Source organism: Zhongshania borealis, from assembly GCF_039539625.1.
GTDB classification, from domain to species: Bacteria; Pseudomonadota; Gammaproteobacteria; order Pseudomonadales; family Spongiibacteraceae; genus Spongiibacter; species Spongiibacter borealis.
Genome location: NZ_BAABDM010000001.1, coordinates 1,088,442 through 1,108,765, shown reverse-complemented (window position 1 = coordinate 1,108,765; position 20,324 = coordinate 1,088,442). Strand labels below are relative to the sequence as shown.

The window sequence follows — 20,324 nt, the reverse complement described above, 5'->3', positions numbered from 1 at the left end:
CGCGCAGTCCATCGGCATTGCGCGCGTAACTCATTCTTTAATAATAACGATCACTGGGAATTGCGATGAAAACGCTCTTTGGTTTTGCCGGGCTTTTGGCAACGGCCGTGCTTTTATTTAGCTCATTTACTGCCAATGCTGGTTCGGTTAGCGACGTCGATACCGCGATTATTAGCCGTAATGACAGTGCAAATTGGTTGTCCTACGGGAAAGATTACAAAGAACAGCGTTATAGTGAGTTAGATAAAATTAACGTTGGCAATGTCAATCAGCTTGGCTTGGCCTGGGCTTTTGACACGGAGTTCAATCGTGGGCTTGAAGCTACACCGATCGTGGTAGACGGTGTGATCTACGTAACTGGCAATTGGAGCGTTGTCTATGCCCTGGACGCTCGGGATGGACGTTTGTTGTGGAAATACGACCCAAAGGTACCGAAAGAGTGGGCAAAGATGGCTTGCTGCGACGTGGTCAATCGCGGGGTTGCCGTTTATGAGGGGAAAATTATTTTTGGTACCCTCGATGCACGACTTATTGCCTTAGATGCTGTCAGCGGCAGTGTGCTATGGGAAACGCCTACCGCAGATTTGAGCGCTTATCCCTATACCATTACCGGCGCACCTCGGGTAGCTAAGGGTAAGGTTTTTATTGGTAATGGTGGCGCTGAATATGGTGTTCGCGGCTATGTAAGTGCCTATGACGTTAATACCGGTGAGCAGCTTTGGCGATTTTATACCGTTCCAGCGAACCCCGCTGATGGCTTTGAAAACGAGGCTATGGCGAGGGCGGCGAAAACGTGGACCGGAAAGTGGTGGGAGTACGGTGGCGGTGGCACGGTATGGGATTCCATCGTTTATGATGACGACTTAGATCAGCTCTACATCGGGGTGGGCAACGGTTCGCCGTGGAATGCAAAAATACGCAGTCCTGAGGGTGGTGACAATCTTTATCTGTCATCGATAGTGGCACTAAACCCTGATAGCGGCGAGTATATTTGGCATTATCAGGAAACCCCCGCTGAATCCTGGGATTACACTGCAACCCAACATATTATGCTGGCCGATATGGATGTGGCGGGTGAGCAGCGCAAAGTTATTTGGCATGCGCCAAAAAATGGTTTTTTCTTTGTTATAGACCGTCAATCCGGCAAGCTCTTATCGGCCGAGCCCTATGCCGAGGTAAATTGGGCCAGCCATTACGATATGGCAACGGGCCGGCCAGTGGAAACTGACAAAGCGCGTTACCGTGATGCACCGGAATTGATTAGACCCTCATCGATGGGGGCCCATAATTGGCAGGCAATGGCGTATAGCCCGCAAACTGGCCTAGTTTATATCCCGGCGATTAGCAGCCTTTTTGAATACAATTCGGTGGACGAGTATCTCCACCAATGGGGCCAATGGAATCTTGGCATATATTTGCAGCAGCCGGCGGTGGCTGACCCGATATTGTCGCAACTACTGACGAGCAAAATTACCCAGGGCACATTGTTGGCGTGGGACCCAGTAAAGCAGGAGGCTGCATGGCAGGTCTCACATAAACTAACGTGGAACGGCGGGGTTTTGGCTACTGCTGGTGGCTTGGTCTTTCAGGGATCTGCTGACGGTGAAGTACTCGCGTTCCGGGCCGACAACGGTGAAAAACTATGGTCCTTTGCCGCTAAAACCGGCGTCATGGCTCCCCCGGTGACCTATACCGTCGACGGCGAACAATATGTAACGATTCTCGCTGGTTGGGGTGGTGCTTTTGGTTTGATCGCGGGCTTGGAGCGGGAAGTGACGCCGCCACCTAGCCGGGTGTTGACCTTTAAATTGGGGGCCAACGGCGCACTGCCTGAAAACCCGATTAAACAGTTGCATGAACCGCCGGCGCGCTTAACAAATGACGAAGCGATTTTAGAAAAAGGACGCGGCCTGTATTACGCCTATTGCAATGCCTGTCATGGCACTGAGGCGATCTCTAATGGTGCGATTCCAGATCTGCGCCATTTGCCAACAGCTTTCCATAATAGTTTTAATGCAATTGTGCTTGATGGCGTAATGAGTAAAGCCGGTATGGTCGGTTTTGGCGATGTGCTGAATGAGGACGACGCCTATGCTATTCATGCTTTTATTTTGGAACGTGCGAATGTTGACAAGGAATTACGGGCGCAATCAGATTGGTGGGTAGGCGTTAAAACGTGGTTCTTCTCGCTGATCGCTCAGTTGATCGGTTTGATAATGTAAATCAGCTGGCGTCGGTTTTATGCCAATTGAGGAAAATATGTATAAAAGAGTAGAGCTTACTGCGCTGGGTGGCCCAGAGGTGTTGCGGATTGTGACCGAGGCAAGTTTGCCTGAGCCTGCACCGGGCCAGGTAAGAGTCAGGGTCTTAAGTGCAGGCACTGGTTTTACCGACACAATTATTCGTCAGGGGCAATATCCTGGTGTCAAAGACAAGCCGCCGTTTACCCTCGGTTATGATTGGTTTGGTGTGGTAGATAGGTTAGGAGAAGGGGTGTCGAGCGTAGAGCTGGGCCAGTGCGTGGCAGATATGCCGGTAATTGGTGGCTATAGCCAATACCTCTGTGTAGCGGCAGACCAATTGGTTGCCGCGCCCTCTGGCTTAGATCCCGCCGAGGCTGTGTGTATGATTTTGTCCTATACCACGGCCTATCAAATGTTAACTCGTGAAGTTCACTTGCAGCGTGGGCAGCGCTGCTTGGTTCATGCCGCTGGTGGCGCGGTCGGTAGCGCCTTACTTGAGTTGGGTGCGCTACTTGGGCTGGAGATGATTGGCACGGGGTCGCAAGCCAAAAAAGCCTTGATAGAGGGCTTTGGTGCGCAGTTTATCGATTATCGCAACGAGAGCGTTAGTGAGCGTGTTGCGCAGTTGGCGCCGGGCGGGGTGGACGCTGTGTTTGATACTCTTGGTGGCCAAAGTTGGTCTGTGTCTTATCATTGCTTACGAAAAGGCGGTCGTTTAGTTGCTTTCGGCGCGCTTCAGCTGACTACCGGGCAGGAAACTGTGCCGCAATTGCTGCTTGGCTTTTCAAAATTGCTGCTGTTGTGGCGATTGTTGCCAGATGGCAAATCTTCGTCCTTTTATAATATTCAAACGCGTCGCAAGCGTTATCCAAACGATTTTAAAGAAGATCTCGCCGCGTTGTTCCAATTGCTCGCGGACGGGAAATTGCATCCCGCTATTGCTGAGTGCGCTAGCTTGGACGATATAGTCGAGATTCATCGGCGCTTGGATAGTGGTGATATCGCTGGCAAGGTCGTGTTGGATTGTACGCGCTAGGACTTAGCGCTACGGTTTTGGGGCGATAGTGTTTAAGCTCGGAAATGTTGCTGTGAGAGAGTGCCTGCGTGGTTCGATGTTTAAAAAGAAAAGCCCCGCTAGGTAATGCCTAGCGGGGCTTTTCTTTGCAGGGCTATTTCAGAATTTAAACCAAATACCCGCGCCTGCGGTACTGTCGGTGGTGCTTTCAGTGCCAACCGTATCTGTTTCGACTTGGGCGGCATAGGCGAAGATGGTAAGTTCTGAGCTTACTTTATAATCAGCGCCGATAGCGGCTTGGATTTTCTCTTGGTCGCCAGTCGCCAGTTCGGTTTCCGCTACGCCATACTGCGCCTTAAATACCCATACATCGCTGGCATTGAATGCAGCGCTGATCAAAGTGCTGTCCTCTTGCTCTGCATCGCTGTCATCGGCTAATTCCGCCGTTTGAATCAGCAATCCCAGATCGACGGGGCCTAGGCTAGTGGTGGCAACGCCGCGGGTAGTATCGTAGCCGCCAATATCAGTGTCGTGCGCAAGTGCTAATAGAAACTGCTTGGTTCGGTATTCTACGGAAAAAACATTGCCGTCGGCGGTGTTATCTTCATTGGTGTCGCGATTTTCGCCAGGAGAGGCCGCAGCGGTGAAACTCAGTCCACCAAGAACTGTTGGGCTTGAGTATTGGATGATGTTCTTTTGACGATTTTCACCTTCCATGATGTTTTTGATGTCAGCTACCGCCAGATCGTTGAAAAGGTCGACCTTCTTGGCTAACAGCTTAGTGGCTGTATCGAATTGGCCTGCGCTCACCGTACCGAAATTGCCTTTAATGCCAACAAAGGTGTTGCGCTGCTTAAAGGTCTCGCTGCCAGTTGAGCCGCTGTCGACAGCTATTTCATATTCGGCTTGATAGATAACGGTAAACCCAGAGTCTTGAATAGGCGTGGAGCCCTTTAAGCCGACGCGTGAGGCATTGCTGTTGAGTTCCCACTGCTCAGTGCCATTCAGCTCCATTTCTGTACGCTGGTAAGAGACATTGGCTTTACCATAAAAGCTAAGGTCCGCATGGGCTAGTTGGGCGCCACTGGCGAGTAAGATACTTGCTGGTAATAACAGACGCTTCATTAATCTCTCTCCGCATACTAAATAGGTTAAGTGGTGAGCCTTCTATTAAGGGGGTGGACTCAATTATTGATCTCACGACCTTCTGGGCTGCGGCCATTGTGGGGGGTGTTTATGACAGTAATATGACAATGGCTGGAGTTTGTGACGTTATTGCTACATTAATATTTCAAATAAGTGACTCCCGGAAATTGCTTATTCGCAGCATAGTCCAAGGAGCGTAGATATTTTTGGTTTTAGTAAAAATATATGGCAAAAAGTATTGCATTTAGGCGGATGTTTTAAATACGGGTGCAGATCTAACGCTTTTCTTATGGTAACGCTGCGCGGAATAATATTTGCCCTGACTTGTCCACAGTATCTGTGGATAAGTTGGTGGGTAACTTGTAAGTACTGCCTTGAAACGGAGAGCTTATCGGGACCTTAACAAATTGTTCAAAAAATAGTCATTTTAATAAAATGTATATAAAACAATGGGTTAGTTAAGTTTTGAAGTATTCGTATTAAATATTATTGCTTAAGTGGTGGATTTGATGACGCGAACGCCTATCTGTGAATAAGTGTTACGTCAAGAGTTTAATAATGTAACGTGTTACGTATTTTCCCTTATGCGAAAAGTTACTCAGATATTTGTTCGAAGCTGGTGCAAGCTGAATAATTACTCGCCGCTGTAAATGCACCCGCTAGTGCAGGTTTCCCGGATTTCGACCTGACTTAGTGCGGCCAAGCTGGGTTTTAATTGTTGCCAAATCCAAATTGCCAAGTTCTCACTTGTTGGGTTTTCGAGGCCGGGTATTTCATTTAAGTAATAATGATCCAATCGTTCGTATATTGGCTTGAAAATCTGTTTTATTTCAGAGAAGTCCATCAGCCAGCCGGTATGAGCGTCAATATCACCTGCTATATATAGGCGTACTAAAAAACTGTGGCCGTGGAGTCGCCCGCATTTATGACCGGCGGGTACATTGGGAAGGAAGTGGGCTGCTTCAAAGGTGAAGTCTTTGTATATTTCCACGTGGCGCTCCGGTGGCTTGGCGGGTCAGTAAGAGGGGTGGTGTGCTAGAAGGCGTTGCCTAACTAAATTTTGCGCCAATGGTAATCAGCTCTGGCCTTGCTGTACAGCGCGGCGCTAGCTCATTGTTTGGGGCGTGGTATTTGAATGCAGATTTTTGCCTATTTTCTGTATAAAAAATGAGCAAAATCAGTGTTATAGCTTTTTTTTAAAGAAAATGTAAAAAACTTCTCCTCAGTGTTTGACAGGGGGAGTGGTTGCTGTAGAATGCGCCTCACTCGATTGATGAGAAGGGTGATTAGCTCAGCTGGGAGAGCATCTGCCTTACAAGCAGAGGGTCGGCGGTTCGATCCCGTCATCACCCACCATTATCGTGTAAAAGTATGCGGACCGGTAGTTCAGTTGGTTAGAATGCCGGCCTGTCACGCCGGAGGTCGCGAGTTCGAGTCTCGTCCGGTCCGCCAACTTTTTTGTTAGACCTCCTTTTTAAAATCTTACCTAATTGGTGCGGCTAGCATGTTTTAGGTTTGATGCTGTTACTGGACCGGTAGTTCAGTTGGTTAGAATGCCGGCCTGTCACGCCGGAGGTCGCGAGTTCGAGTCTCGTCCGGTCCGCCAACTCTTAGTTAAGCCTATCTTTTATTCTTTATTTACTGTTAATCGAAATTCCTGCCTGTATAAAACCAGTTTTACTATCCGCCCCTTGATTGTCTTCCTATAATGATTTCTTATCGGTTGTTTTTCATAAGCCGTGTTGGTTGCTAAGTATTTAGCATTGCTGGGAGGTTCACTTTGGGCGCATTAACCGAAGCGGTGGTTTTCTTTAAGGACGACAATGTCGTTAAGGAAATGTTTTTTGCTGAGTTTGAAGCAGTTTTGGATGACGTGGTTGGTGTCCCGGATTTTGCTGGCGACGAAGTGCAGGCGGCTTTTGTTCAAATTGAAGATACGCTTAAGATTCTGGGTGCCGTTTTTTTTACGATAAGTTTTGATACGCGTGGCCGAGTCACGGGAAATTGGAATGTTCCCCTTAGGCATTTGCTTGATCATGCTAGCTTTGGCCCAGATCTTGGTGGTGGCCCAATTAAAGTGGCTTGCCGCAGTGCCTGCCCTGTGGCCTGGTACCGGCGTCAGTTGTGGGATCCGGAGATGAGCTCGGGTGTTACTTTTCAGAAAATGATCGCAGCCGCAGAGCGAAATCGCCTCGGTATTATCAGCGATCGCAGCGCACGGAATACGCCACAATCCGGTGTCGCCGATTTTTTTAAGTCTCCTATTAATACAAGTTCACCTAGCGCAGCTGCTGAACCAGTGGCGGCGGTCGGGGGCGGGAAAGCATCGAGGCCTGAGCGGCAGCTCGCTAAGGAAGCGCTCAAACGTCCTTCCGGCCCCGTATTTAATCGCAAGTATCGCGCTAAGCTACTGGCATGGCGCAGCGCAGAAAACCTAAGTTTGCTTACGCAGGCGGAAGCCTTTCAGGTCAAACTAGAGCAGCAGGGTGAGGACTTGACCACCCAGTTGCGCGAGCGCGAGTCTGTTATAAAGGCTCAGAAGCAGCATTTGGCTGATTTGAATAGGCGGGTGAAAGAAGCCGAAGCTCAGCTTGGGAGTCACAAGCAGCTCGTTGTTCAAAAAAGTGAAGAGATCGAAGCGCTGATGGAGCGTGGTGGCCGTGATCATAAGCAGCAGGTGGCGATACTGCGGGCAGAATACGCCGAAAGTATGGAGCGGCAATTAAAGGAGCAGGCGCTGAAGCTTGCTGAACCAATACATGAGCGTGAGCGCGAATTGTATGCGCGCGCAAAAGAAATTGTCGATTTACGGCGTGAGCTCAGTATTCTGCGCGAGCAAAATCGAGGCTTGATGCTGAATAGTGACAACCAGCTTCTACAGCAAATGTCGGAAAAAGGTGTGGTCTTTGTTGCATACCATCCTGGTGTTGAGCATCTGGTTATCTCGCAAGAAGAAATGCCGGTTTATTTAAACGACCCTCTTGAGTTTGTTGCTTCACGCTGCGAGGTTCCTGGTGGTCAGTACCACGAATGGCTGGCGCATTATCGTCTGCCAATTTGTCGACATCGCGATGCCAATGGCCAGTATTGTGGTGAGACGATCCCTAAAATCATGCGACCACGCTTGTTCCGTCCGGGTGAAAGCGATCGCTGTCACGAACACAGTGATTCCCTGCGCTAGTGGCGTTATCAATTGTAATGTCGGGTCAGGATAAGGTGTAAGCTTTGATTGAAGCGGTCTTTACTCGGAACGGAATTAGCGTTGATATTCTGCGGCTCGACACATTAAATACCCTGGCGCCGGGTAATAAATGGTTTAAGTTACACTTAAATTTGGCGGCGGCGAGGGATGCTGGCGCGGAAACTTTATTAAGCTTCGGCGGGGCATATTCTAATCATCTTCATGCTTTAGCTGCCATCGCTCAAGTAGAGGGTGTGTCGGCGGTGGCTTGTGTGCGGGCCGATCCTGATAAAGAATTGAGCCCAACCCTGCAAGATGCGGTGGCTTGGGGAATGCATTTGCACTTTTTAAGCCGAAGCGATTACCGGCGTCGTCACGACCCTGAGTTTGTGGCGGCAGTTATGGCGCAATATTCTCGGCCCTATTTAATTCCTGAGGGCGGTTCAAATTTATTGGGTGCAGAGGGGTGTCGTGGAATCGCAGCGCTGGTTCCATATAACGGACGAGCGTATTCAGCGGTTGTGTTGGCATGTGGCACGGGGACTACGTTGGCGGGCGTGTCGGCCCAGCTGGCGGATGGGGTAAAAGCTATCGGTATTCCCGTGCTGAAGGCTGAGGCCTACATGGCTGCAGATATTCAGCGAATGCAGCTTGACCTCGGGCATTGCCGGCAGAATTGGACTCTGGACCATCGGTTTCATGGCGGCGCTTATGCGCGACTGTCGGAGCCATTGCGTAAATTTATACTTGATTTTGAATTGGCTCATGACATTGCGCTAGACCCCGTGTATACAGCAAAAATGATGTATGGTCTTCGTCATATGATTGATTGCGACGAGTTCACTGCGGGCTCTCGCGTACTGGCGATCCATACTGGCGGAATACAGGGGCGGCGCGGTTTCCCCGAGCTCGCTTAGCGCGTAACTGCGGAGGCTTACACAGCTTCTGGCCAGTGGTTAGGCACAATAAATAGCCGCTCTTCTAGGGCGTTAATTGCCATAATCGGCCGCTCGCTGGCGAGTTCCTTATGCTCGTCTATTAACTCTGTTGCAGTGCTGTATCGCCCCTCTAGCCAATAGGGTTTTGCTAGGTATCGCCATTGCTGGCGGTCACTGTTCCGCGTGCTGTATGTAAATTCAGCAACCGTTTGCCAGCGACCTCGCAGGTGTTCTGGGTTAAGGCTGTGGTGGGGTGGGGTTTGGTTCTTGGCGTGAAAGAGAATGCCGCTCACCTGGAGCTCCTGCCGAAGTGTGTTAATGCCGTACTCTCGCAGTGCGATTTGACCTGCCTCAGTGTGCGCGAGGGGCAATTGATGTTGGCGAAGTCGAGCGAGTTTTCGGTCTAATCGATCGGCACGATTAGGGCCAAACCAATGGCTTAGTGAGGGCGCCTGTTGTGTTGAATTGAGACCGAGGAAAAATTTAACTGCCAATTCCAGATGAACGGTTTGTTTTGTTTGGTGGCAGTAATACAACACATCGAATTCGCCGAGGGTCTTGTGTTCGTCGCGCACCGGAATATTGTGAGCTATTAACTCCGTGGCTGGGTCTTGCGTCAAAAAGAAATGCCACAGGCTCTCAAATACCAGCCCAAGGCGTTTGCTGTGACAGTGTTCGAGCATGTATTTGCGCAGAGGTTCGTCATTGCTGTCTAGGGCGGCTAGCCATTCTTGTCGCGCACTTGTCAGGCTTAGCTGCGGCGCGGTGACCGTTGTTTTGCCACACTGCATGCTGTTAATCAGTGGCGGGCTAAAGCAGCTCCACGCGAGTGCGCGTACTAACGGCGAGCTGAATAGGGGCTGCTTGGCGGAATTAATAGCGGTCTCCATATTTCTTTAACTTAAGCTGGGGGCGCCAGGGGCGCAAAATCGCGTGCTCGGAGTGGTGTTTGGTTTGCATTAACGCGCTATTGTGTCGCAAACTTCAGCGCGGCGGTCATATTGAGCCTGCTTCTGTATAATAGACGGCCAAGCATAAACAGTAGGTATTATGGAACAGTTTCGCAATATAGGTGTGATCGGCCGGGAAGGCAACGGCGTAGCAGAAACCCTGCGGCGTTTAATTGACTTTTTGCAAGGCCGTGAACTCAATGTGGTGCTCGACGAGGCGGTTTCGGAGTTATTGCCAGACCATGGTCTGCGGGTTAGTACTCGGCGGATGATTGGTGAAGTCTGCGACCTAGTTATTGTGGTTGGTGGTGATGGCAGTCTATTGGGTGCGGCGCGGACTTTGGCGCGCCATAATGCGCCAGTATTGGGTGTGAATCGTGGCCGACTGGGGTTTTTAACGGATATTTCGCCAGACGAAATTGAGACTCAAGTTGGCGCGGTACTGGACGGGCAATACCGCCTAGAGAAGCGCTTTTTACTCGATGTTGAAGTGACTCGTAACGGTCAGCCTGTCGGCAAAGGTGATGCGCTGAACGACGTGGTACTAAACTCTGGTACCTCCGGTCATATGATGGAGTTTGAATTATATGTCGATGGCGAGTTTGTATATCGTCAACGCTCTGATGGTTTGATTATCGCAACGCCAACCGGCTCAACCGCCTACTCACTGTCGGCTGGGGGGCCAATCATGCACCCTCGCTTAGATGCCATTGTAATTGTGCCAATGTTCCCCCACACGCTGAGCAGTCGACCAATTGTGATCGACGGTAAAAGCGAGATCAAAATGGTTGTCGGTAAGAATAATATTGTGCAGCCGCCCGTGACCTGTGATGGCCAGTTGCGTATTACGACCGAGCCCGGCGATATTATCTATGTGCGCAAAAAACCTCATAAAATGCGTTTGGTGCACCCTTTAGATCACAGCTTTTATGCTAGTTGCCGGGATAAGCTCGGTTGGGGTGGGCAAATAGGTAAGGAGGACGACGAAGACGATGTCTGAACTTGTAGGCCTACGTATCCCGGTGACAGCTGATCTTGAAAAATTTTCTGCGTTGCTCTGGAAGCTCTCTTTACCTCACCGAATTAGCGAAGAGCGCGGTATGTTGGTGGTGTGGGTTGGAACAGAGGCCCATGTTGCTCAGGTGCAGGACCTATATCAGCGCTTGGAGTCTGGTGACCTAGAGATAAAAGTCGAGACTGCGCCTGCCACCATAAAAGGCCCGTCGCAGTGGTCCAAGAAATTAGCCGCTGTGCCGGTGGTAGTCGTATTATTATTGTTGAGTCTGGCAGGGAGCATTTTGCCCTACCTAGACCGTAATTTTGAGATTCTGCCGCTGCTGAGTTTCTATCAATTGCAGGTGGTTGGTAGCGACCTGCAGGGCGCGTGGCCGCGTGGCGAGTTGTGGCGCTTGATTACCCCTGCATTTTTGCATTTTGGCCTTATGCACATTGTATTTAATGCCCTATGGTTGTGGGAATTAGGCGGGATGATTGAACGTCGCCAGGGTGCGATTCGAATTTTAGGTTTGGTTTTATTGATTGCGGCGGGTTCCAATATCGCGCAAGCCATGACCGGCGTATCGTTATTTGGCGGGATGTCAGGTGTGATTTACGGCTTATTGGGGTACATCGTGGCCTGGAATCGCCTGCGACCAGCGACGCAGTTTCCGCTTGTTAAAGGCGTAGCCGTGGTCATGGTGGTGTGGTTGCTGGTATGTATGGCCGGTTTTACCGAACTGTTGGGCTTAGGGGCGGTTGCGAATACAGCACATCTTAGCGGACTGGTGCTGGGGTTGATCTTGGGTTTGGCTGCAGCATTGCTAGATCGAAAACCAGAATCCAGTCTTAGCTGATATAATGCCGCGCGGTTTGCTGCGTAGATATTCTATAGATGTGTTTTAAACACAGATTTCAAGAGAATGTGTTATGGATTTTGAACAATTAGTCGACAATATCACCCCGGAAATTTACGAGGGGCTAAAACGCGCGGTGGAAATTGGCAAATGGCCCGATGGCCGGGTATTAACTGTTGATCAGCGTGAACACTGCATGGCAGGCGTTATTGCCTACGATTTGAAAATTCAAGATGAAACCGCGCGAGTCGGTTATATCGATCGAGGTAAAAAGGCTGAGGGTGAAGTGTGCGGCGATGACCACACCCACGACGATGGCGATCAAATTTTAAAGTGGGCGGAATAAGCCCATGGCTGAGCAGTTAATAGCTGGTGCCGTCGCCAAAATGAAAACCCACCTAGAGGGTGATTTGGCGCAGTACAGTATGCCGATCGGCGATCAGTTGGTAGCGATGAACTCGCTCATCGGTAAGTCCTTGCGTTTGGATTTTCAACAGAAAATTAATTGCGTGCACTGCGGTCGCGCAACCAAGAAAAGCTTTAATCAGGGCTACTGTTACCCCTGTTTTCAGCGTTTGGCGCAATGTGATATCTGTATTGTTAGCCCAGAAAAATGTCATTACGCAGCGGGAACGTGTCGTGAGCCCGAGTGGGGCGAAAGCCATTGTATGATAGATCATATCGTCTATTTGGCTAATTCTTCTGGTGTGAAAGTTGGTATTACGCGTGGCACCCAAGTGCCTACGCGCTGGATTGATCAAGGCGCGGTCAGTGCACTACCGATATTTCGGGTGAGTACGCGCTTGCAATCTGGCTTGGTAGAGACGCTTTATAAAAATCACGTTGCTGATAAAACCAGTTGGCAGGCAATGCTTAAAGGGTCGCCTGGTGCGGCAGACCTTGCTGCGCGGCGAGATGCTCTTGCCGCTGAATGCGCAGATGATATTGCGGCCTTGCAGGAACGTTTTGGTTTACAGGCGATTCAGCCGATAACAGGCGTCCCTGTTCAGCACATTGAATATCCAGTAAGTGAATACCCGGTAAAGGTAAAGTCTTTTAATTTAGATAAGGTTCCCAATATTGAAGGGACCTTAATGGGTATTAAAGCGCAGTACCTTATTTTTGATACCGGCGTAATTAATATTCGTAAATACGCTGGTTACCATATTGCATTAAGTTGTGAGTCTTAGCGGCTCAGGAGTAGTTACATGCGCGACGCGCAGCCGAGTACGATTTATTTAAGTGATTATGAAGTTCCAGCGTATCTGATTGATACCACGGATTTGGCATTTGACTTAGGCGAAGAAAGCACCAAGGTGACATCGCAATTGCATATTCGTCGTAACCCTGCGTCGAAAACAAGCAATGCGCCTCTAGCTTTGCACGGCACCGAGTTAGACCTGATCTCCTTGGCGATTGACGGCCGGACTCTCGATGCGACGGAATGGACACAAAGCGGTGAGCAATTAATTATTGCGGATGTCCCAACAGAATTTGTGCTGCGCTGCGAAACCCTTATTCGTCCCCAGGACAATACCTCGCTGGAAGGCTTGTATAAATCCAGTGGTATGTTTTGTACTCAGTGTGAAGCTGAGGGCTTTCGTAAAATCACTTACTATCTCGACCGGCCCGATGTGATGTCGGTGTTTACTGTTGAAATTATTGCCGACGCCCAACGCTACCCGGTGCTGCTGTCTAATGGCAATTTAAGTGCGACCGAAACCTTAGCGGATGGTCGCCATAAAACGGTATGGCAAGATCCCTTTCCTAAACCAGCCTATTTATTCGCTCTAGTGGCAGGCAAGCTGGCCTGTGTTGAAGATCGATTTACGACCATGAATGGCCGAGAAGTGGCTTTAAAGATCTACGTTGAAAATAAAGACGCGGATAAATGTGATCACGCCATGGCGTCGTTAAAGAACGCGATGCGCTGGGACGAAGACGTGTATGGTCGCGAGTACGATCTCGATATTTTTAATATCGTCGCTGTCGATGATTTCAATATGGGGGCAATGGAAAACAAGAGCCTCAATATTTTTAATACGTCCTGTGTATTGGCTAAGCCAGAAACCACAACAGATGCGGGTTTCCAGAGAGTGGAGGGCGTTGTTGCCCACGAATATTTTCATAATTGGTCGGGTAATCGGGTTACCTGCCGCGACTGGTTCCAGCTCAGTTTAAAAGAAGGGTTTACGGTATTCAGAGATGCCGAGTTCTCTGCAGATATGGGTTCGCCCACGGTAAAACGTGTAGAGGATGTTACGCTGTTGCGCACTGCGCAATTTGCCGAAGATGCTGGGCCAATGGCGCACCCGATTCGCCCAGATTCGTTTATCGAAATTTCTAATTTTTATACTGTTACGGTGTATGAGAAAGGCGCGGAAGTAGTGCGCATGATCCACACCTTGCTTGGCCCCGAACTTTTCCGTAAAGGCAGCGATCTCTATTTTGACCGCCACGACGGTCAAGCGGTGACCTGCGAGGATTTTGTCTTGGCAATGGAGGATGCCAGCGGGGTAGACCTTGGTCAATTCCGGCATTGGTACTCGCAAGCGGGTACGCCGAAACTGGCGGTAAGCGCGCAGTATGATGCTGATGAGCAACATTATACCTTAACCGTAAAACAATCTTGTCCGGCAACGCCGGGGCAAACTAGCAAAGCACCTTTTCATATTCCTTTGGCTGTTGCGCTATTGGGGGAGGCTGGCCAGCTAGCGCTGCAATTACAAGACGGTGAACCCAACACTGAAACCGCAGATAACACCGAAATGGTGTTAAGCGTTACCGAGCCTGAGCAAAGCTTTACGTTTACCGGGATCCATGAAGAGCCAGTACCGAGCTTGTTGCGCGGTTTCTCGGCACCAGTGAAGCTTGATTTTGCTTATAGCCGCGAACAGCTTCTGTGCTTAATGCGAAGCGATAGTGACGGTTTCTGTCGCTGGGACGCTAGCCAACAATTGGGTTTGGCGGAAATCAACCAAGCCCTTGCCGATTTGGCCGCAGGTCGTGAGGTTGCGCCGGACTCGGCGTATCTTGATGCTTGTCGCGATTTGCTCGCTGACGAGACGCTTGATGGCGCGATGGTAGCGATGATGTTGCAGTTACCTTCCGAAGCGTATTTGGCTGAGATATTCCACCCCGTCGATGTGATCGCTCTGCATCGCGCGCGCGAGGCCTTGCGTCTTGCAATTGCGATTGCCCTGCAGGCAGAGCTACAGGCCTGTTATGAACGCTGTTCGAGTGATGCCGCTTATGCTGCTGATGCAGCGCAAATTGCGCAGCGTAGCCTTAAAAATACTGCGCTGGCATATCTGATGTTAGTGGACGATGACAGCGCCCGAAATTTAGCGATCAGCCAATTTGAAAACAGCGAGAATATGACGGATCGCTTGGCGGCGCTTAACTCGCTGGTAAATAGTGCTGCCCCCTATAAGGCAGACGCACTACAGCGCTTCTACCAAAATTGGCAGCATGAGCCGCTAGTGATTAATCAGTGGTTTCAGGTGCAGGCTATGTGTCGTTTGCCGGGTAGTATTGATCGAGTGCAGGCGTTAATGGCCCATCCGGCCTTTGATATTAGGAACCCCAATAAGGTAAGGGCGTTGATTGGTGCTTTCTGTGGGCAGAATAGCGTGAACTTCCATCGTGAAGATGGGGCGGGGTATCGCTTCCTTGCCGATCAAGTCATTGTCTTGAATCGCAGTAATCCGCAAATCGCCTCTCGCTTGCTGGTGCCGCTCACCAAATGGCGGAAATACTTGCCGGCTGCGCAGCAATTAATGTGCGCCGAGCTAAAGCGGATTTTGGCTCAGCCAGATTTATCCAGCGACGTGTATGAGGTTGTCTCGAAAAGTCTGCAGGATTACAGTGTGGAATAAATATCGATTTTGTTATAACCATATTCGCATTTGTTATAAGTGCATGATTTTAAAGATTTTTATTTATGTTTGTGGGCTGTGTGTGCTAAAGTCGCCAGCCTGTTCACGTGTTTATAGACAAAATTATGGATCTTGACCTCGACACCTTAAATGCCACGCTGCGTAATAGCTCTGCTGAAGAGATAATTCGCTGGGCGGTGTCATTAAATGAGCCCGTAATGGCTTCGACCAGCTTTTCGCCCAATGCCGGCGTAATGTTGAAGCTGGTTACTGACGTCGCCCCCGAAATGCCCGTGGTCTGGGCTGACAGCGGCTATAATGTGCCAGACGCTTACCGGGTTGCCGAGCAATTAATTAAATTACTTAAGCCAAATATCAAACCTTATGTCCCGTTGATTACCGCTGAACACCGCAATGCGATTATGGGTGGAATTCCACATCCAGATGATAATCCTGATTTGCATCGCGAGTTTACTCGGCAGGTAAAGCTTGAGCCCTTTGATCGCGCTTTTACAGAATTAGCGCCGAAAATATGGGTGACGGGTATTCGTAAAGAAGAGACCGCGTTTCGGCAAAACCTCGATATACTGTCTTGGGATGGTCGTGGCATTCTCAAAGTCGCTCCTATTTTTTACTGGTCAGAAGCAGACGTGCTCGCCTATATGAGTGAGCACAAGCTCCCGAGCTGTAAACATTATTTTGATCCCACTAAGGTCGCGGAAAACCGGGAATGCGGTTTGCACACCTCGGCCTAATTAGCCTGCGTTGGTCGATGGGCTAGCCCTTCGTTGCTGGTGGGCTTATGCCGTTTTTTCTACAAGGTTTTGCATATGTATTCTGTTCTACGTCGGCTGTTATTTTGTCTGTCCCCTGAGCGCGCTCACCATTTCTCTTTAGCATTAATTTCCCTTATCGAAGCCTGCGGTTTAAGTCGCTTATTGGCGGGCTCTATACCTAGACAGTCGCGAGTGGTGATGGGCATTGAATTTCCTAATCCGGTGGGGCTTGCTGCGGGATTGGATAAGGATGCTAAGCATATTAACGGCCTTGCTGCCTTGGGTTTTGGCTTTATTGAAGTTGGTACCGTGACGCCACTGGCTCAGCCTGGTAATCCGCAGCCGCGCTTGTTCCGGCTCCCAGAGGCCGAGGCCATTATTAACCGTATGGGCTTTAATAACCTCGGCTTGGCGCATTTGCTAGAGCAGGTTAAAGCCAGCGGCTTTAACGGTATTTTGGGAATTAATATCGGCAAAAACAAAGACACCCCGCCCGAGCGCGCAGTTGATGACTATCTTATTGGTTTGCGGGGCGTATATCCCCATGCGAGCTATATCACCGTTAATTTGTCCTCGCCGAATACACCGGGCCTGCGTGATTTACAATTTGGCCAACCGTTAATCGATTTACTAGCGGCCTTGAAAAAAGAGCAATTGCTTTTGGCTGAGAGCCATGGGAAATATGTGCCTATGGCCGTTAAAATTGCGCCTGATATGGCTGAAGATGACATCCGTAATGTGGCTGAGGTCTTTGTAGAGCAGGGGATTGACGGTGTTATCGCCACAAATACGACTATTGCGCGTGATGCAGTTGCCGGATTACCACATGGTGCCGAGGTAGGCGGCTTGAGTGGCGCGCCAGTGCGCGATAGCTCGACTCAGGTTATTCGTATCCTTGCCGACGCCTTGCATGGTCGTTTGCCGATTATCGGCGTGGGTGGTATTAGTGATGGGGCCTCGGCCGCAGAAAAAATAGCGGCAGGTGCGTCCTTAGTGCAAGTGTACACTGGTTTTATATATCGCGGCCCAGCACTAATCGCTGAGGCAGCCGCGGCGATCGCAGTAGTTGAGACGGTCTAATGGTTTTGAGTAGCGCAGTTATCGAGGCTTTTAGTGTTTCCGTGACCACGTTTTTTGCAACAATTGGTCCGATTGATGTGGCGGCAATGTTCGCGGCGTTAACCGCTAATCAGTCTGCAAAAAAGCGCGCTCGAACCGCCTTGCGCGGGGTGTTGATTGCCAGTGGTATTCTTCTCGCGTTTGCCGTATTGGGTGAGATGATACTGAACGCATTGGGTATATCTTTGGCGGCCTTACGTGCGGCGGGTGGGGTTTTACTGTTGTTGATTGGTATCGACTTGGTCACCGTTAAAGGTAGCGGAGCAACCACGACGACAACAGATGAAGACCTAGAGGCCGAAGAAAAGGCAGACATTGCGGTATTTCCTTTGGCGACGCCATTGATTGCTGGGCCCGGCGCTATCGGAGCGGTCATTTTATTAATGGCTCACGCCGAAGGTAACTTCTTGGAGCAGGGCGCGGTAGTGGTTGCCCTGGTGTTGGTGATGGCCTTAACCCTGGGCGCACTGTTGCTCGCTAGCCGTTTGCAAAACTGGCTTGGCGTAACTGGTATGCATATGATTAGCCGGGTGTTCGGTGTATTACTGTGCGCCTTGGCGATGCAATTTCTGTTTGATGGCATCGCGCAAAGCGGTTTGCTGGCGGGACTGGCCGCCAGCTAAAAGATTGCGTTTATGCAGACTGTTAGTTTTTAAATGTCGTTCCGACGGCGACGACTTCCGGCCCATCAAAGACCATTTTGGCTTTACTGATTGATACGGTGAGTAGCGGCTTTTTGGGTAGGCCGAGATCTCTTAGAATCATGGCCAGTGGGTGTTTTTCACCGATTTCCGGCAGTTGACCACCCAGCTTAAACGTCACGCCTTCGCCCTCAGTGGTGCCTAGGGTTTTCCACGCTTGCTTATTGCGTATGGCTAAGGACGGCGCTACCTGTGGCTTGGCGCGTGCTTTTCCGCCGGTTGAGGCGCTGATACTGAACACTGCTTCGCCATCATCGCGGAATTGTGCATAGGCGGTTTTCGGGCCGAAATCGATGTCAACGTGGCATACCCATTTAGGGAAACCCCAAATGAAACGGCCAGCGTGGGTGGTAAAGCCTTGGTTGACTGGCATGCGATAGACGAAATTCGCGAGTTGGCCGCGCATCATTCGGCTAATTGCACCTAGAATAGGGAAAGGCTTTCGCTCACCTGGGGTGGTAACGGGAAATACAATCGCGGCTTCATTGTAGTCACCCAGGTCGTTTTCTCGGTAATCAACGGCGAGTAACTGCATAAGCGCTTTGCCCGGGAAAATTTCAACAACCTTAAAGCCGCTGTCGGCGATGAGCGCTTGGGCTTTACCGGCATCAACCGTAAATACATTCATCAGCATCGCGGCATTGCCAACCGTTACTGGTAGGCTAATGGTTTCTTGGTTTATCGAATATTGCTGCGAATCGATTTTATGGCAAAGGGTATCAGTTACTTGGTCGTGCTTGTCGCTGCTCACCGGCAGTTCTGTGTATAAAATGCGGGTATCCTGCATAGGTGTTGGCTCCTCATTTATTATGATGTTATTTGCGGATTGGCGTAGCATTTAAAATATAAGTAATAGAAGTGTAACTTACAGCGTGGCGTGATCAGATTACAATGTGATTACTTTACTCTAGATTATGGTTTTTGGGGCGATCACTCGCCGAGGGTTACGGAATAATGGCTATAAAGCAGGCAACTAGTGTCAGGGAAAAGGTGATGCAAGCGGTGTCAAAAACTAAGTTTTTGAGTGCGGCAGCAGATACTTCTGGTCGACGCATAAGTCTGGCGGAATTTGGGCTTAGGGGGTCGTGGCGGGTGCTGCAAACGGCGTCTGCAGTGTCGCCACGGGCACTGAAATGTCTTCTTCAGCGGCGCAAGCCTAGCCCTAAGGAGTTACGGGAGCTCTTTGAGGACTTAGGGGCAACCTATATTAAATTTGGTCAGTTTATCGCGAGCTCACCCTCAATTTTTCCAAAAGCGTATGTTGATGAGTTTCAGCTCTGTCTGGATCAAACGCCGTCACTACCCTTCAGTAAGATAAAGCAAATTATCGAAGACGATCTTGCCCAGCCCCTTGATAAGGTTTTTGCGCATATCGACGAAAAAGCGCTGGCGTCAGCGTCTATCGCGCAGGTACATGCCGCACGGCTGGTAACCGGTGAAGATGTGGTGGTCAAAGTACAAAAGCCAGGCGTTCAGGCAATACTGACCACCGATATGAACGCGGTATATTTGTTCATTCGCTTATTTGAGCTGATTTTGCCTAATACCGATAAAGACGCCGTCGCGGGCTTGGTAGAAGAAATGTACCAGTCCATGATCGACGAGTGCGATTTTTATAAAGAGGCTGAAAACCTTAATCAGTTTCGGGAGTTTTTAGCGCGCTCTGGCAATAACTATGTTATTGCGCCAAAGCCTTACCCTAAGGCTTCCGCTGCACGGGTGCTGACCATGGAACGACTCTACGGCAGTGCGCTAACAAATGATATGACGAAGGCTGGGAGTGGGTTTGACCCGGCGAATAGCCTTTTTAATGCGCTAAATACTTGGTTTGCGAGTTTGACTCAGTGCGCGTTTTTTCATGCTGATTTACACAGCGGTAATTTACTGTTGTTAGAGGATGGCCGCGTAGGCTTTATTGATTTTGGCATGGTGGGTCGTATCCAGCCGGAGGCATGGCAGGCTATATTTAGCCTTTTTATGGCGATCAGTGAGCAAAACTACGAGTTGATGGCTCAGTCTATGATCAGCGTGGGGATTACTCGCGATACCGTAGACGAAAGTGCCCTGAAGAAGGATATTCGCAATCTGTTCGAAGGTTTGAATGCTCTGGACCCCCAACAGGTGCTCGAGAACCAGCAGGGCGATGGTATTACTTCGCTCCTGAGCGAATTAGGCGATATTGCGAGAAACTACGGTATTCGTTTCCCTCGGGCATTTACCATGCTGTTAAAGCAGTTTCTGTATTTTGACCGTTACATGGAGCTATTGGCGCCCGGCGCGGACATATTTCAAGATGACCGAGTCGATTTTTACCTGCATTAACCCCTCCCATTGTGATCTGCGGTGGTATTTTCTTCGTGTAAATGCCACTACACGCCCCTATGAAATCAATAACTTCGGTGAAATGCCAAGGTCTTTTTTGTAAGTAGATGACACTATTTAATCTCTAGCGATTTAGACGGTACAGTTAGTCTATGCTCAATTCTATTGTGACTTAATAGAGTTGCTATTGATTGGATGAATG

Annotated in this window: 17 protein-coding genes and 3 tRNA genes; 16 read left to right on the top strand and 4 right to left on the bottom strand. The window is 49.8% G+C overall.

What is annotated here, in order from left to right:
* Positions 1-65 precede the first annotated feature (65 nt).
* A complete protein-coding gene (locus tag ABD836_RS05240; protein ID WP_344933067.1) occupies positions 66-2,222 on the top strand; it encodes a PQQ-dependent dehydrogenase, methanol/ethanol family in 2,157 nt (718 codons plus the stop codon).
* A gap of 19 nt (positions 2,223-2,241) precedes the next feature.
* Positions 2,242-3,279, top strand: coding sequence for a zinc-binding dehydrogenase (locus ABD836_RS05235; protein WP_344933065.1), 1,038 nt, complete (start codon positions 2,242-2,244; stop codon positions 3,277-3,279).
* A 138-nt stretch (positions 3,280-3,417) separates the two neighbouring features.
* Here the strand turns inward: ABD836_RS05235 and ABD836_RS05230 are convergent, their stop codons facing one another.
* Together ABD836_RS05230 and queD are read right to left on the bottom strand one after the other, a co-directional pair.
* Positions 3,418-4,383 (bottom strand): porin, encoded by a 966-nt coding sequence (locus tag ABD836_RS05230; protein ID WP_344933062.1) that lies wholly within the window; start codon positions 4,381-4,383, stop codon positions 3,418-3,420.
* 655 nt (positions 4,384-5,038) lie between these two features.
* The gene (queD, locus tag ABD836_RS05225) at positions 5,039-5,395 is read right to left on the bottom strand and encodes a 6-carboxytetrahydropterin synthase QueD (protein WP_344933059.1); all 357 of its coding nucleotides are present in this window, start codon (positions 5,393-5,395) and stop codon (positions 5,039-5,041) included.
* A gap of 289 nt (positions 5,396-5,684) precedes the next feature.
* Here queD and ABD836_RS05220 point away from each other — a divergent pair.
* The 5 genes from ABD836_RS05220 to ABD836_RS05200 all read left to right on the top strand — a co-directional run bounded on the left by ABD836_RS05220 (position 5,685) and on the right by ABD836_RS05200 (position 8,502).
* Positions 5,685-5,760, top strand: a tRNA-Val gene (locus ABD836_RS05220).
* Positions 5,761-5,779: 19 nt separating this feature from the next.
* Positions 5,780-5,856, top strand: a tRNA-Asp gene (locus ABD836_RS05215).
* A gap of 77 nt (positions 5,857-5,933) precedes the next feature.
* Positions 5,934-6,010 (top strand) — tRNA-Asp (locus ABD836_RS05210).
* A 174-nt stretch (positions 6,011-6,184) separates the two neighbouring features.
* The gene (locus tag ABD836_RS05205) at positions 6,185-7,585 is read left to right on the top strand and encodes a hypothetical protein (RefSeq protein ID WP_344933057.1); all 1,401 of its coding nucleotides are present in this window, start codon (positions 6,185-6,187) and stop codon (positions 7,583-7,585) included.
* A gap of 44 nt (positions 7,586-7,629) precedes the next feature.
* A complete protein-coding gene (locus ABD836_RS05200) occupies positions 7,630-8,502 on the top strand; it encodes a 1-aminocyclopropane-1-carboxylate deaminase/D-cysteine desulfhydrase (protein WP_344933054.1) in 873 nt (290 codons plus the stop codon).
* A 17-nt stretch (positions 8,503-8,519) separates the two neighbouring features.
* Here ABD836_RS05200 and ABD836_RS05195 read toward each other — a convergent pair whose 3' ends face one another.
* Positions 8,520-9,413 carry a DUF1853 family protein gene (locus ABD836_RS05195; protein WP_344933052.1) on the bottom strand — a complete coding sequence of 298 codons (894 nt, stop codon included), beginning with the start codon at positions 9,411-9,413 and terminating at the stop codon, positions 8,520-8,522.
* A gap of 160 nt (positions 9,414-9,573) precedes the next feature.
* Between ABD836_RS05195 and ABD836_RS05190 the strand changes: the two genes are divergently transcribed.
* The 8 genes from ABD836_RS05190 to ABD836_RS05155 all read left to right on the top strand — a co-directional run bounded on the left by ABD836_RS05190 (position 9,574) and on the right by ABD836_RS05155 (position 17,722).
* Positions 9,574-10,473: an NAD(+) kinase gene (locus ABD836_RS05190; protein ID WP_344933050.1), complete on the top strand. Its 900-nt coding sequence runs from the start codon at positions 9,574-9,576 to the stop codon at positions 10,471-10,473.
* On the top strand, positions 10,466-11,326 hold the full coding sequence (locus ABD836_RS05185) for a rhomboid family intramembrane serine protease (RefSeq protein WP_344933048.1): 861 nt from the start codon (positions 10,466-10,468) through the stop codon (positions 11,324-11,326). The genes ABD836_RS05190 and ABD836_RS05185 overlap by 8 nt, the downstream gene beginning before the upstream one ends.
* A 73-nt stretch (positions 11,327-11,399) precedes the next feature.
* Complete coding sequence (locus ABD836_RS05180; RefSeq protein ID WP_344933046.1) at positions 11,400-11,672, top strand: YeaC family protein; 273 nt, start codon at positions 11,400-11,402, stop codon at positions 11,670-11,672.
* 4 nt (positions 11,673-11,676) lie between these two features.
* Positions 11,677-12,516, top strand: coding sequence for a DUF2797 domain-containing protein (locus ABD836_RS05175; RefSeq protein ID WP_344933044.1), 840 nt, complete (start codon positions 11,677-11,679; stop codon positions 12,514-12,516).
* 18 nt (positions 12,517-12,534) lie between these two features.
* Positions 12,535-15,204, top strand: a complete 2,670-nt coding sequence (pepN, locus tag ABD836_RS05170) for an aminopeptidase N (RefSeq protein ID WP_344933042.1) — start codon at positions 12,535-12,537, stop codon at positions 15,202-15,204.
* A gap of 125 nt (positions 15,205-15,329) precedes the next feature.
* On the top strand, positions 15,330-15,959 hold the full coding sequence (locus tag ABD836_RS05165) for a phosphoadenosine phosphosulfate reductase domain-containing protein (protein WP_344933040.1): 630 nt from the start codon (positions 15,330-15,332) through the stop codon (positions 15,957-15,959).
* Positions 15,960-16,034: 75 nt separating this feature from the next.
* Complete coding sequence (locus ABD836_RS05160) at positions 16,035-17,060, top strand: quinone-dependent dihydroorotate dehydrogenase (RefSeq protein ID WP_344933038.1); 1,026 nt, start codon at positions 16,035-16,037, stop codon at positions 17,058-17,060.
* On the top strand, positions 17,060-17,722 hold the full coding sequence (locus tag ABD836_RS05155) for a MarC family protein (RefSeq protein ID WP_344933036.1): 663 nt from the start codon (positions 17,060-17,062) through the stop codon (positions 17,720-17,722). The genes ABD836_RS05160 and ABD836_RS05155 overlap by 1 nt, the downstream gene beginning before the upstream one ends.
* Before the next feature lie 22 nt (positions 17,723-17,744).
* Here ABD836_RS05155 and ABD836_RS05150 read toward each other — a convergent pair whose 3' ends face one another.
* Entirely contained in the window at positions 17,745-18,587 is an 843-nt protein-coding gene (locus tag ABD836_RS05150; protein WP_344933034.1) for an acetoacetate decarboxylase family protein, read from the bottom strand.
* A 206-nt stretch (positions 18,588-18,793) separates the two neighbouring features.
* Between ABD836_RS05150 and ABD836_RS05145 the strand changes: the two genes are divergently transcribed.
* On the top strand, positions 18,794-20,122 hold the full coding sequence (locus ABD836_RS05145; RefSeq protein ID WP_344933032.1) for an ABC1 kinase family protein: 1,329 nt from the start codon (positions 18,794-18,796) through the stop codon (positions 20,120-20,122).
* Positions 20,123-20,324: the final 202 nt, after the last annotated feature.